This is a genomic window from Deinococcus sp. Leaf326 (assembly GCF_001424185.1).
Taxonomy (GTDB): domain Bacteria; phylum Deinococcota; class Deinococci; order Deinococcales; family Deinococcaceae; genus Deinococcus.
In genome coordinates, this window is the sequence record NZ_LMOM01000019.1 from 19,571 (window position 1) to 32,570 (window position 13,000).

At 70.6% G+C, this 13,000-nt stretch carries 12 protein-coding genes; all 12 read right to left on the minus strand.

The window, feature by feature from the left end; translation table 11 throughout:
* Nucleotides 1–52: 52 nt before the first annotated feature.
* On the minus strand, nt 53–1,582 hold the full coding sequence (locus ASF71_RS06775; protein ID WP_056297027.1) for a carboxypeptidase M32: 1,530 nt from the start codon (nt 1,580–1,582) through the stop codon (nt 53–55).
* Nucleotides 1,579–2,190 carry an RraA family protein gene (locus ASF71_RS06780; protein ID WP_056297031.1) on the minus strand — a complete coding sequence of 204 codons (612 nt, stop codon included), beginning with the start codon at nt 2,188–2,190 and terminating at the stop codon, nt 1,579–1,581. The genes ASF71_RS06775 and ASF71_RS06780 overlap by 4 nt, the downstream gene beginning before the upstream one ends.
* Nucleotides 2,183–3,607 carry a dipeptidase gene (locus tag ASF71_RS06785; protein WP_082505668.1) on the minus strand — a complete coding sequence of 475 codons (1,425 nt, stop codon included), beginning with the start codon at nt 3,605–3,607 and terminating at the stop codon, nt 2,183–2,185. Before ASF71_RS06785 ends, ASF71_RS06780 begins: the two co-directional genes overlap by 8 nt.
* Nucleotides 3,607–4,374 (minus strand): SDR family NAD(P)-dependent oxidoreductase, encoded by a 768-nt coding sequence (locus ASF71_RS06790; protein WP_056297034.1) that lies wholly within the window; start codon nt 4,372–4,374, stop codon nt 3,607–3,609. The genes ASF71_RS06785 and ASF71_RS06790 overlap by 1 nt, the downstream gene beginning before the upstream one ends.
* Complete coding sequence (locus tag ASF71_RS06795; RefSeq protein ID WP_056297037.1) at nt 4,371–5,423, minus strand: ketopantoate reductase family protein; 1,053 nt, start codon at nt 5,421–5,423, stop codon at nt 4,371–4,373. The genes ASF71_RS06790 and ASF71_RS06795 overlap by 4 nt, the downstream gene beginning before the upstream one ends.
* Complete coding sequence (locus ASF71_RS06800; RefSeq protein ID WP_235514193.1) at nt 5,420–6,142, minus strand: creatininase family protein; 723 nt, start codon at nt 6,140–6,142, stop codon at nt 5,420–5,422. The genes ASF71_RS06795 and ASF71_RS06800 overlap by 4 nt, the downstream gene beginning before the upstream one ends.
* Nucleotides 6,139–7,161, minus strand: a complete 1,023-nt coding sequence (locus tag ASF71_RS06805) for a GntR family transcriptional regulator (protein WP_235514195.1) — start codon at nt 7,159–7,161, stop codon at nt 6,139–6,141. Before ASF71_RS06805 ends, ASF71_RS06800 begins: the two co-directional genes overlap by 4 nt.
* On the minus strand, nt 7,158–8,225 hold the full coding sequence (locus tag ASF71_RS06810) for an ABC transporter ATP-binding protein (protein WP_056297039.1): 1,068 nt from the start codon (nt 8,223–8,225) through the stop codon (nt 7,158–7,160). Before ASF71_RS06810 ends, ASF71_RS06805 begins: the two co-directional genes overlap by 4 nt.
* On the minus strand, nt 8,222–9,256 hold the full coding sequence (locus ASF71_RS06815; RefSeq protein ID WP_056297042.1) for an ABC transporter ATP-binding protein: 1,035 nt from the start codon (nt 9,254–9,256) through the stop codon (nt 8,222–8,224). Before ASF71_RS06815 ends, ASF71_RS06810 begins: the two co-directional genes overlap by 4 nt.
* Nucleotides 9,253–10,107 (minus strand): ABC transporter permease, encoded by an 855-nt coding sequence (locus ASF71_RS06820; RefSeq protein ID WP_056297045.1) that lies wholly within the window; start codon nt 10,105–10,107, stop codon nt 9,253–9,255. Before ASF71_RS06820 ends, ASF71_RS06815 begins: the two co-directional genes overlap by 4 nt.
* A gap of 34 nt (nt 10,108–10,141) precedes the next feature.
* Nucleotides 10,142–11,077 carry an ABC transporter permease gene (locus ASF71_RS06825; RefSeq protein WP_056297048.1) on the minus strand — a complete coding sequence of 312 codons (936 nt, stop codon included), beginning with the start codon at nt 11,075–11,077 and terminating at the stop codon, nt 10,142–10,144.
* A gap of 139 nt (nt 11,078–11,216) precedes the next feature.
* Nucleotides 11,217–12,791, minus strand: coding sequence for an ABC transporter substrate-binding protein (locus ASF71_RS06830; protein WP_082505672.1), 1,575 nt, complete (start codon nt 12,789–12,791; stop codon nt 11,217–11,219).
* Nucleotides 12,792–13,000 lie beyond the last annotated feature (209 nt).

The following is a 13,000-nucleotide window of genomic DNA, read 5'->3' on the forward strand; positions in this document are numbered from 1 at the left end:
AGCGGAGGCCGGGAGCGGGCCTGTCTCGCACTCCCGCCCTGGCCTTCTTCGCTCAGGCCTGGGCCTCCTGCGGGGTCAGGCCATACAGCCCGGTGTACTTGTCGGTGAGGTACGTGAGGTAGGGCGCGGGGTCCAGGCCCCGCCCGGTCGCGCGCATCAGGAGCTCGTGGGGGGTAAAGGTGCGGCCGTGCCGGTAGATCTGGTCGGTGAGCCATTCACGCAGCGGAGTGTAGTTGCCCTGGGCGAGCTGGGCTTCCAGCTCCGGGTTGGCCTGCGCGGCCGCGCCGTAGAACTGCGACGCCATCACGTTGCCGATGGTGTAGGTCGGGAAGGACCCGAACAGGCCCGAGGACCAGTGGATGTCCTGTAAGACCCCCTGGCGGCCGTCGGGAACGTCGAGGCCCAGGTCGGCCTTCATGCGGGCGTTCCAGGCGTCGGGCAGCTCCGCCACCTCCAGCTCGCCGCCGATGAGGGCGCGTTCGAGCTCAACCCGCAGCATGATGTGCAGGTCGTAGGTCAGCTCGTCGGCCTCTACGCGGATCAGGCTGGGCCGCACCTCGTTCACGGCGCGGTGAAACTCGTCGGCGCTCACGTCGCCCAGCTGTTCCGGAAAGCGGCGCTGTAGGGCCGGGTAGTGCTGCCCCCAGTACGCCCGCGAGCGCCCGATGCGGTTTTCCCAGAGCCGCGACTGGCTCTCGTGGGTGCCGTAACTGCTGCCCCCCACGGCGTACAGGCCGACCAGGTCGCTGGTGAGAACGGTGCGGGTGAGGTCCGGAGCGATGCCCTGTTCGTACAGCGCGTGGCCGGTCTCGTGCAGGGTGCCGAACAGGGCCCCACTGAGAAAGTTCTCCTGGATGCGCGTGGTGATGCGCACGTCCTGCCGCGTAAAGCTGATCTCGAAGGGGTGCGCCGACTCGTCGAGCCGCCCGCGCGTGAGATCGTAGCCGAAGGTCTCGGCGGCGCTCAGGCACAGGTCGCGCTGCGTGGCCGCCGGGTAGTGACGGCGCAGGAAGTCGGTGCGGGGGGCGGGCCGCGCCTGGATGCGCCGCAGCAGCGCGACGTGATGCTCCCGCAACTGGCCGAACAGCGGCTCCAGTGCCGCGCCGGTCAGGCCGGGCTCGTACAGGTTCAGCAGGGCGTCGTAGGGGTGGTCCTCGTAGCCCAGGGCGTCGGCGAGGTCACGGTTGAGGGCCACCATGCGGGTCAGGACCGGCGCGAAAGCCGCGAAATCACTGCGCGCCTTGGCCTGCGCCCAGGTGGCCTGCGCCGCGCTCTTCAGGAGGGCCAGCTCACGGGTCAGGGCCTCGGGCACGCGGCGCATGGCCTGCACGGCGTCCAGCGCCTGGGCCGCGGCGGCCGCCTCGCCGGGGCGGTCGCGGGCGTCCTGGGCAGCGTGCTCGAAGGCCGGGTCCAGCGCGCGCTCACGGGCGAGCGCACTGACGGTCGCCAGTTGCTGCGCGCGGGTCTCGCCGCCGCCCGGGGGCATCTGCGTGCGGGCGTCCCAGGTCAGGAGGTTGACGACACACAGCAGGTCGTTCAGTTCGCCGGAACGGCGCTGAAATTCGGAAAGGGACTGGGTCATGGGGTGCTCCTGTCGGGGGAAAGGGCGGAAGGAAGGGCGCGCAACAGGGCCGGAACGATCTCTGCGGCGCGGCGCGCCGGCACGACGACGACGCCGTTGTCGTCACCGACCACGAGGTCGCCCGGATAGACGAGGACACCTCCCACGGCCAGGGGGACCTGAACCGCGCCGCCCTCACGGCGGCGGCCGGCCAGCGGCGTGACGCCGCTGCACACGACCGCGAACCCCAGGTGATGCACGGCGCTCACGTCGCGGCAGGCGCCGGCCAGGACGGCGGCCCGCACGCCCCGGCCCAGGGCCGCGCGGGTGGTCCGCTCGCCCCAGAAGGCGTGGGTGGCCGGCCCCCCGATCACGAGGACACTACCTGCCGGAGCTAGGTCCAGCGCCGCGTACACCGCGCCGAGTTCGGTGTCCTGGGGCGAGGCGGTCACCGCCAGCCCCGCAAAGGGACGGCGGGAATGCAACGGCCGGAAGCCGGGAGGCAGCGCGCCGCCCCCGTCCTGGGATTCGCCGTGCCCCAGCGCGTCGCTGAGGTCGCAGGTCAGGTCGCGGCCGGGCAGCGCGCGGTGCAGCTCATCGGCCAGGGCGGCCAGCTCCGGATCAGTCATTGGCGAGTGCCCAGAGCAGGCGTGCCCAGGCCTCCTGACCCTCGTACAGGCGCCCGATCCGGAAGAACTCGTTCGGGGCATGGATGTTCTCGTCGCCCACCGCGAAGCTGAACAGCAGGGTCTCCAGCCCCAGGACCGACCGGAAGGTGTCCAGGATGGGAATGCTGCCGCCCATTCCGACCTCCAGCGGCGACTGGCCATAGAGGTCCCGCAGCACCTTCAGGGCGGCGCGGCGGCCCGGATGATCGGCGGCCAGGGCGTAGGCGCGGCCCGTGTGGTCGCTGGGATGCACCTCCAGGCGCACGCCGGGCGGGGTCTGCGCCCGCAGGTGGGCGCGCAGCTTGTCGAGCACGTCGTCCGGGTCCTGACCGGGCACGAGCCGGCAGGTGAGCTTCACATGGGCCTCGGCAGGCAGGACCGTCTTGCCGCCCTCGCCGGTATAGCCGCCCCACAGGCCGTTGACCTCGGCCGTCGGCCGGTGCCACTGGCGTTCCAGGGTGCTGTAGCCGGCCTCGCCGTACACGTCGGGCGCTCCGGTCAGGTCCAGGTAGGCCGCGTCACTGTGGGGCAGGCGGGCCAGGGCCGCACGCTGCTCGCTGGACAGTTCCCGCACGCCGTCGTAGAAACCGGGCACCGTTACGCGGCCCGCCGCGTCGTGCAGGCCGGCGACCAGCGCGGCGGCGGCGTGCAGGGGATTGTGCAGCGCCCCGCCGTGCCGCCCGGAGTGCAGGTCGCGGGCCGGGCCGTACACACTGAAATCCAGGGCGGCGATACCGCGTCCGCTGACGGTCAGCGACGGAAAGTCGGCGCTCCACATCCCGCCGTCGGCACTGATGACGAAATCGGCCTTCAGCTCGGCCGCACGCTGCGCCACCAGGTCGCCCAGGTGCGCACTGCCGATCTCCTCCTCGCCCTCGAACAGGACCTTCACGTTCAGCGGCAGGCGCCCGTGCGCCGACAGGAACGCGCCGAGCACCTGCACGCTGAGCAATAGCGGTCCCTTGTCGTCGCTCACGCCCCGGCCGTAGAGCCGGTCGCCGACCACCGTGGGCGTGAAGGGCGGCGTGTTCCACAGCTCCAGCGGCTCGGGCGGCTGCACGTCGTAGTGCCCGTACACAAGCACGGTCGGGGCCTCCGGCGCCCCCAGCCACTGTCCGTACACGGCCGGGTGCCCGGCGGTCGGCCAGAGGGCCACGCCCTCCATCCCGGCCCGGTTCAGCCGCTCCGCGAGCCACCCCGGCGCGCGTTCCATGTCGGGCGCGTAGGCACTCTGCGCACTGACGCTGGGAATGCCCGCGAACTCGACCAGTTCGGCGAGGGAAGCGTCGGCGCGTTCCCGCAGCGCCTGGACGACCGCTTCCAGCGCGCCGGGCACGGGCGCGGCGCCGGGCCGGGGGCCGGGCCAGAGGGCGGCCATCAGCGGCCGCCGTCCACGCTGAGGACCTGCCCGGTGATCCAGCCTGCCTGCTCGGAGGCGAAGAACATCACGGCGCTGGCGATGTCCTCGGGGGTACCCAGACGCCGGAGCGCGATACCGTTCAGCAGTCGGCGCTGGCCCTCTTCGCCGTAGCTCTCCCACTGGCGCTCGGTGGTGGGGTTGCTGCGTACGAAGCCGGGGGCCACATTGTTTACGGTAATGCCCCACTCGCCCAGTTCGTGCGCGAGTTGCCGGGTCAGGCCGATCTGGGCCGCCTTGGCGCTGGCGTAGGCCTGGATGCCGGTCAGACTCACGCCCAGGCCCGCGCCGGAACTGATATTCACGACCCGCCCCCAGCGCTGACGCTTCATATGGGGAGCCGCCGCCTGCGCGACGTGAAAGGCGCCGTCCACGTTCACCCGGAAGATGGCCTGCCAGTCCTCCGGCGAGATCTCTTCCAGCGGGCGCCCCACCTGCCCCAGCACGCCCCCGGCATTATTCACCACGATGTCCAAGCGGCCCGTCTCCTGCGCGGCGCGCGCGGCCAGCGCCTGCACGGCGGCGCGGTCGGTCACGTCCACATGGGCCACCTGCAGCGGCGTGTCCATGGCCTGCGCCAAGGCTCCGGTCTCGGCCAGGCCCTCGTCGAGCACGTCGCAGGCATAGACGGCGCCGCCGCGCGCGGCGAAGGCCAGCGCGATGGCCCGCCCGAACCCGTGCGCCGCCCCGGTCACGATGACGGTGCGCCCGCCGAACGAGACGTTCACGCCTCCTCCCCAGCCGGGGGCCGGGCGGCGCCCAGCTCGGCCATGTTGGCGCGGTCCAGCGGCCGGCGCCCGTCCTCGATGTCGTGAATCAGGGCCACGAGCCGGGTGGTCAGGGGGGTGGGGACCCCGTGCAGCGCCCCGAAATGCACCACCCAGCCGAGCTGGGAGTCGACCTCGGTCCGGCGCCGGCGCACCGCGAGGTCGCGCCAGATGCCGCTGTGGGTCTTGGCACTGCGCCGGTTGAAGGCGACCAGCTCGTCCAGACTGGCCTGCGCCTCCGCGCGGCTGGCCTGGGGCAGGAAGGCGGCCGGGTCGAAGCCGTTGAAGGCCTCGGGCGTCACGCCGTGCGCCAGCGCCACCCGCATCACCTCGCGGCCCAGTTCGGTGTAGGTCTCGCGGTCCTCGGGGCGGTCCAGGGCGTCGGCGATGGAGTCGTTGGTCAGGGCTGTGGCGAACAGCAGCGCGCCGTAGCCCAGCTTGCTCCAGAGGTAGCCCATGATGTTCGGCGTGTGCACGGCGCCGGGCTCGAAGTGCCGCAGCAGGACGTGAACCTCCGCCGAGCGCTCACTCAGGCCGCCCGCTGGCTCACCGACGACCACCGCGCCGCGCCCGCCGTACAGCACGACGCCCGGCTCCAGGTAGTCCGCGCCGAAGTTCACGAAGCTGCCCAGCACCCGCTCCGCGCCCAGCACCTCAGCCAGCGTGAGGGTGTTCAGGCCGTTCTGGACCGACACGACCACCCCGTCCCCGTCCAGATGCGGCGCCAGGGCCTCCGCCGCCGGGCGGGTGTCCTGCGCCTTGGTGCACAGCAGCACCAGCGGCCAGGTGCCGCGCACCTCTTCGGGGGTGCAGGCCGGGGCCTGGACAGTGAACTCGCCGAAGGGGCCAGTGATCCGTAGGCCGCGCTCCCGGATGGCGCGCACATGTTCGGCCGCCTGGTCCACGAAGGTCACGTCCAGCCCGGCGCGGATGAGGTACGCCCCGATGCTGCCGCCGATGGCCCCGGCGCCCCAGATCAAGACACGCGGCGGCTGAGGTTGCGCGGTCATTGCCGCGCTCCATCGTCCAGCCAGCCGCTGTCCAGCAGCGCGCGGGTCTCCCCCACCGCCTCGGCCCAGATGGCGTGCATGTCCTCGTCGGGGCGTTGAAAGCGCCCGCCGTAGTTGCCCTCGCCCAGGTAGGCGCGCAGCTCCTGTGGGCCCAACAGGCGCAGGCGGTCGAGATTCAGCGCGGCCTTCTCCTCGTCGGGCATGACCACGCCCTCCAGGCGGGTCCAGGGGAAATTCTCCATCCAGGAGGCGTGGCTGGCGTTGCGGTCGGTAGCCTGCACCTGCGCCCACACGCGCGGCGCGTTCCACCAATTGTGGAATTTGACCTGAGCGCCGGGGTGGTCGGCCATCCACTCGCCGCAGAAGCCCTGCGCGGGCGAGTTGCCGCCGTGCCCGTTCACGATCAGGATGCGCCGGAAACCCTGCTCGTGCAGGCTGTCGAGCACGTCCCGCACAAGCGAGAGGTAGGTCTGGACGCGCAGGGTCACGCTGCCCGGATAGCCGCGGAAATACGGCGTGATGCCGTAGGGCTGCACCGGAAAGACCGGCACGCCCAGCGGCGCGGCGGCCTCATGCGCCAGCCGCGAGGGCAAGACGTTGTCCACCGCCAGACTCAGGTAGGCGTGCTGCTCGGTGCTGCCCAGCGGCAGGACGCAGCGGTCATCGGTCCGCAGGTACTCTTCGACCTGCATCCAGTTCATCTGTTCGATGGGGGTCATGTCCTCTCCTTGTCCTTGCGCCGCGCTTCGGCGGCGGGCAACACGAGCCCTTCGACGTCGCGCGGGTCGATCATGTGGCGGTATTCCAGGGCGGGCCGGTCCGGCGCCAGCGCCCGGACGCTGTCCGACCCGGTGGCGTACACGACCACGTCGGCGGTCCTCAGCAGTTCCTGCAACTCGGGCGCGTGCAGGTGCGTGGCCTGCACCCCTGCCACGTGCGGCGCGAAACGCTTGACCCCGGCCAGAAAGGTGGGCAGGAATTCCTCGAAGGTGGCGACCAGTGTGAGCCGGACCAGAGGGCTCAGGCCCGCCAGGGCGGCGCGGGTGGCCGGCGCGGGAATGAACCCCACCGGAATGATGGGCACGCCGGGCAGGCGGGCCTGGGTCTGCGGGAGGCGGTGGGCCAGGGCCAGCACCACATCGGCCCCGTGCGCCGCGCGCTGCTGCTCGGGCCAGCGCAGGTCGTCGAGGGTCAGGGCCTGCACCCGATCTTCGGGTCGTAGGGCCAGCGCGAGGTCAGCGGCGTAGGCGTGCGTGGCATCGGCGAACAGACCCACCAGCACCACCTTGACCCCCTCTGGGGCCGCCTGTCCGCCGCGCGCCAGCAGCACCTGCATGACCTCGCCGATCTGCCGCAGCGTGTAGCCGCCGCGCTCGGCCTGCCGGATGGTGTCGGCCAGCAGGTCGCGGAGCCACGCCTGATCCGGGCCGCTCGGTACGCGCGGCAGGTCGGCAACGTAGGTGCCGCGCCCGCGCGACGTGACGATGAGGCCCAGGCCCAGCAGTTCCTTGTAGACCTGCGCCACCGTGACGTGCGCCACACCCAGCCCCTGCGAGAGCTCGCGGACGCTGGGCAGCCGGGTCCCGCGCGCGATCTCCCCGCAGGCGATGCCGTACTCCAGTTGACCGCGCAGCTGCGTCCCCACGGGAACGTCGAGGCTGCGGTCTATGGCCAGGGGCCAGGGCAGGGCGGCGGGAACGGGGACCGGACCGGGGCCGGCGGCAGACACGGAAGTCATGGGCCTACCTTACTCAGCTCTCCCGCAGCGGCTGCGGAGCCGGCCGGATCATAGAGGTGACAGGCCACCTCGCCGCCCTCCGGCAGGGTCTGCAGGGCCGGGCGCTCGGCGGCGCAGCGCGCGAAGGCCTGCGGGCAGCGGGTACGGAAGGCGCAGCCACTCGGGATGTTCAGCGGGCTGGGCAGCTCGCCCTGAAGGGCCGGCGCGGCCGTGCGCTGCGCCGGGTCCAGTGAGGGCGCGGCGGCCAGCAGGGCCTGCGTGTAGGGGTGCCGGGGAGCGCCGAAAACCTGCGCGGTGTCGGCCACCTCGACCACGCGGCCCAGGTACATCACGGCCACGCGGTGCGAGAGATGCTGCACGAGCCGCAGGTCGTGGGCGACGAACAGCACCGTGAGGTTCAGGCGCTCCTGAAGTTCGAGGAGCAGGTTGACGACCTGCGCCTGCACGCTCACGTCGAGCGCCGAGACGAGCTCGTCGGCGATCAGGCACTCGGGTTCCAGCGCCAGGGCGCGCGCGATCCCGATGCGCTGGCGCTGCCCACCCGAGAACTCGTGCGGCAGGCGACCGGCGGCGCTCTGCGGCAGGCCCACCAGGGTCAGGAGTTCCTGCACGCGCGCCTCCTGCTCGGCCGGCGGGCGCATGCGGTGAACGCTCAGCGCCTCGCGCAGCACCTGCCCCACCGACATGCGGGGGTTCAGGCTGGAGTAGGGGTCCTGGAAGATCATCTGCACGCGGCGGTTGTAGGCCCGCAGCGCCGCGCCCCGCAGCGCCGTGACCTCGGTGTCGCCGTAGCGCACTGACCCCTGGTCCGGGTCGTACAGCCGCACGAGGCAGCGTGCCAGGGTGGACTTGCCGCAGCCGCTCTCGCCGACGATCCCCAGCGTCTCGCCCCGGCGCACGCCCAGGTGCACGTCGGTCAGGGCCTGCACGGCCCGCCGGGGGCCGCCCCGCCAGCGCTCCAGCAGCGAGGTCGCCACCGGGAAGGTCTTGGTCAGGCCGCTCACCTGCATCAGGGTGTCCGTACCCGGCCCACGGGGCTCCGGGCGTTCCGGTACGGCAGTCATGCGCTCACCTGCTGGGCAGGCGTGGCTTGCGGGCTGGGCAGTTCGGCGGCGTGGACGCAGGCACTGGCCCGGCCGGGCGCGATCTCCAGCAGCGGCGGCTCGGTGACCAGGCACTCGGGCGTGACATAGGCGCAGCGCGGCGCGAACGCACAGGCTGTCGGGGGCGTGTGCAGGTCCGGCGGCCCACCGGGAATGGGTTGCAGGGGCACGCGCTGCGCGCCGCTGCCGGGCAGGCTGCGCAGCAGCCCCAGGGCGTAGGCGTGGCGCGGCTGCCGGAACAGCTCCGTGACCGGGGCGGTTTCCATCAGGCGGCCGCCGTACATGACGGCCACCCGGTCGCAGGTCTGCGCGATGACCCCGAGGTCGTGCGTGACCAGGATGACCCCCATGTGGAGTTCCTCGCGCAGCCGCAGCAGCAGGCGCAGAATCTGGTCCTGGATGGTCACGTCGAGCGCGGTGGTGGGTTCGTCGGCCAGCAGCAGCTTGGGCTCGGAGGCCAGCGCGATGGCGATCATGGCACGCTGGCGCATCCCGCCCGAGAACTGGTGCGGGTAGTCGCGCAGCCGCGCGCGCGGGCTGGGAATGCCGGTGAGGTCGAGCAGTTCGGCGGCCCGGTCCTGGGCGGCGCGGCCCCGCAGGCCCCGGTGCTCGGCGAGGTTTTCGGTGATCTGCTCGCCCACGCTCAGGACCGGATTCAGGGCGCTCATCGGTTCCTGGAAGATCATGCTGATCTGGCCGCCGCGCACGCCGCGCAGCCGCGCCTGGGGCAGCGTGAGCAGGTTCTCGCCCCCGTAGACGACCTCGCCGGTCACGCGGATGGGAGGCTGATGCAGCCGCAGCAGGGCGCGCAGCGTCACGCTCTTGCCGCTACCGCTCTCGCCCACGATTCCCAGCACCTCGCCGGGGCCCACATCGAAGCTCACGCCCCGGACCGCGTGCAGGGTGCCGCCCGGCGTGGGAATACGGACGTTGAGGTCGCGGACACTCAGGAGGGGCGCAGTGGCCAGGGCAGTCTGAACGGAGGCGGTCATGCGCGGGGCCTCAGGGCGTCGGCCAGGCCGTCGCCGATCAGGCTGAAGGTCACGCCGGCCAGCGTCAGGGCCAGGCCCGGAAAGGTGCTGATCCACCAGGCGGTCGCCATGAAGTTCTTACCGTCAGCGACCATCACGCCCCACTCGGGCGTGGGCGGCTGCGCGCCCAGACCCAGGTAACCCAGCGAGGCTCCCAGCAAGATGCCCAGGCTCATGTCGGTCATGAGATAGACGATGGCGGGCGTGACCGCGTTGGGCAGCAGGTGGCGCAGCAGGATGCGGCTGGGGCTGTAGCCCAGGACCCGGCCCGCCTGGGCGTACTCGGCCTTCTTCTGGGTCATGACCTCGCCGCGCGTCAGGCGCCAGTAGCTGACCCAGCCGACCGCGCTCACCGCGATGTACATGTTCGTCAGGCCCGGCCCGAGCACGGCCACGATGGCGATGACGAGCACCAGAAAGGGAAACACAACCACGAGGTCGGCAATCCGGCCCACCAGGGCGTCGGCCCAGCGCCCGAGATACCCCGTCAGTGCGCCCAGCAGCGTGCCGAAAATGAACGGAAAGAGGGTGGTGAACACGGCGATCTGGAGGTCAATGCGGGTGCCGTAGATGACCCGGCTCAGCACGTCGCGCCCGAAATTGTCGGTCCCGAAGGGGTGGCGCGCCGAGGGCCCCTGCAAAATGGCTTCGTAGTCGAAATCCGTGGGGCTGAAGGGTGCGAAGCGGGCCGGAAAGGCCGCCGCCAGCACCAGCAGGGCCAGCAGCACGAGGCCGATCAGCAGCGTGGGTTTGGGCCAGCGCCGCCGCCGGGGCGCGGTCACGGAGGCGGGAGGAAGGGTCGCGGTGGTCAAGGCAGCCTCCTGGGGGCACGGAGCAGGCCGGACATCAGCTCAGCTCCACGCGCGGGTCGAGGCGGGAATGAATCAGGTCGGTGATCAGGAACACGAGCGAAACCACCAGAGCAAAGGTGAGGGTGAGGCCCTGAATCACGGGATAGTCCCGGCCGAAAATGGCGTCTACCATCAGCCGGCCCACGCCGGGAATGGCGAACACGCTCTCGGTGATCACGGCCCCGCCGATGAGGCCGCCGATGTTCAGGCCCAGCAGCGTGACGGTGGCGATCAGGGCGTTGCGCAGCACGTGGCGCGTCATGATGACGCGGGACCGCAGTCCCTTGGCCCGCGCGAACGAGACATATTCGGCCGTGAGCACCTCGATGACCGAGTTGCGCAGCGTGCGGACCAGCACGGCCGCGAGGTTCAGGCCCAGCGTCAGGGCCGGCAGGAACAGGTGGTACAGGTGATCGGTGAAGCTCTCGCCGTAGCCCCCGATGGGAAACCACCCCAGGCGCGCGCCGAGCAGGGTCAGCAGTTGCAGCGCCACGTAGAACACCGGCAGCGACAGGCCCACCTGGAACACGCCGCGGATCAGGGCGTCTACCCAGGTGTTGCGGCGCACGGCGGCCAGCACAGCCAACGGAACGGCCATCAGGACGCCCAGCACGGCGGCGTACACGCTGAGAAAGAGGGTGACGGGCAGCCGCTCGGCGATGAGCCGCAGCACCGGCACCTTGAGGCTGATGCTGTCGCCCAGGTCCCCCTGTACGAGCCGCTGCACGAACAGACCGAACTGCACGGCCAGGGGGCGGTCGAGGCCCAGCTCGCGGTTGGTGCGCTCCACGATCTCCGCGGTGGCGCGGTCGCCCAGCACCGCGCTCGCGGGGTCGCCGGGCAGCAGGCGCACGAGCAAGAAGACCAGCAGCATGACGGCCAGAAAGGTGGGAATGATCTGCACGAGACGTTTCAGGACGTAACTGTTCATCGGCGCTTCCCCGTTTGGGCGTGGTCGGTGGCCCAGGGCCAGGACCCGCCGTGCCCACGGGGGACACGGCGCGAGGGGGTCTATGGGGGGTCGGCCGGGCGGGGCCGCTGGACGAGCGACGCCCCGCCCGGCTACGGGTCTACTTCGTCAGCCAGGTGGCCGAGAAGATGTTGTTGCCCAGCGGAATCTGCACGAAGCCGTTGACCTTCTTGGACAGTGCCACCGGATAGGGCGTCTCGTACAGGTAGATGATCGGCGCGGCGGCGGCGTACAGGCTCTGGATACGGCGGTACTGCGAGGCGCGGGTGATGCGGCTGAGTTCCTGCTGGCTCTGCGCGAACAGCTTGTCGATCTCGGCGCTCTTGAAGCCCGTGTGGACCGACTCGATGTTGTCGAACAGGGCGTAGTAGCTCGTGATCTGCGAGGGGTCGTTGATATCGTTGGTCCACGCGGCCGTGCGCATCTGGAAGTCGTTGGCGCGGTAGCGCGCCGTCTTGGTGGCGGCGTCCACCTGCTCGATCTTGAGGCGCACGCCCACGGCCGCCCACATCTGCTGCAGGGCCGTGAGCAGGGCCAGGTCGTCGGCACTGCCGCTGGTCGCCAGCACGCTGATCTCGAAACCGCCCTTGTACTTGCTGGCCGCCAGCAGGGCCTTGGCCTTGGCGAGGTCGTAGGGAAAGCCCTTCTGGGCCGTGTCGAACAGCGGCGTAGTCGAGGACATGTACGAGGTCATGGGCTTGCCCGTGCCGTAGGTGACGACCTGGATCAGCGCTTCCTTGTTGGTGGCGTAGTTCAGCGCCTGGCGCACCCGCACGTCGCTCAGAGGGTTGTCGGCGCCGCTTTTTAAGGTGGGGCGGTTGTTCATCAGGATGGAGTTCACCTTCGTCGAGGGAAACAGCTCCATATCCAGGGCGGGGTTGCGCTTGAGCTCGGCCACGCGGCTCAGCGGAATGAACTCGGCCCCCTGCAACTCACCGGCCTGCAGTTTCAGGATGCGGGTGTTGTCGTCCGGGATGATCTCGAAACGCACGCTGTCGAGATACGGCAGCGCCTTGCCGTCGTCGCCCTTCTTCCAGTAGTAGGGGTTGCGCTTGAGGACCATGTACGAGCCGCGTTTCCACTCGCTGAGCACGAAGGCGCCCGAGCCGATAGGCTTCTCGGCGAAGGCCTTGGCCTTCTCGGCGTCGTTCTTGCCGGGCGCGGCCGTGAAGAGCTTCTGCGGCATGATGCCCGCATTGAAGGTCGCCAAGGCGGCCGGCAGGGTGGGGTCGGGCCGCTTGAGGCGCAGGGTGACGGTGCTGCCACTCACGGCAATGGTGTCGATGCTCGCCAGCGAGGAGCTCCAGGCCCCGGCGTCGGGCTTGCGGGCGCGGTCCAGCGACCACTTCACGTCGGCGCCGGTCAGGGCACTGCCGTCGGCGAACTTCAGGCCCGGACGCAGGGTCAGCGTCAGCGTCTTGCCGTCGCTCGAGGCCACGTAGCGGGAGGCGAGGCCAGGCTGCACGCCCTTGCCGTCGGCGGTGGGCTGAAGCAGGGTGTCGTAGAGGTTCGTCAGAATCCAGATGTCGAGGTTGGCGTCGTTGAGGACCGGGTCCAGAAACAGTGAATCGGCGTAGCGGCCGTACACGAGTTGCCCGCCCCGCGTCGCGGCCATGGCCTGCGAAACGCTGAGTGCGGCGACGAGAGTCAGTGCGGCCTGAGACAGTCGGTTCATACCTACCTCCAGAACATTCATAACAACTTGGCTGGTGTTATGGAAAACCATAACAGTTGGACCTATCTCCTGCAACTCCGGGCAGAGGGAACGGTCTAGGCAATGACCTATTGATCTCGGCGTAAATGATCATTGCTATACTGAGTGGGTATGTCTGGTTGGAAGCCCTCAAAACTCACCCGTGCCCAGCAGGAAGAACGCCGCCTCGC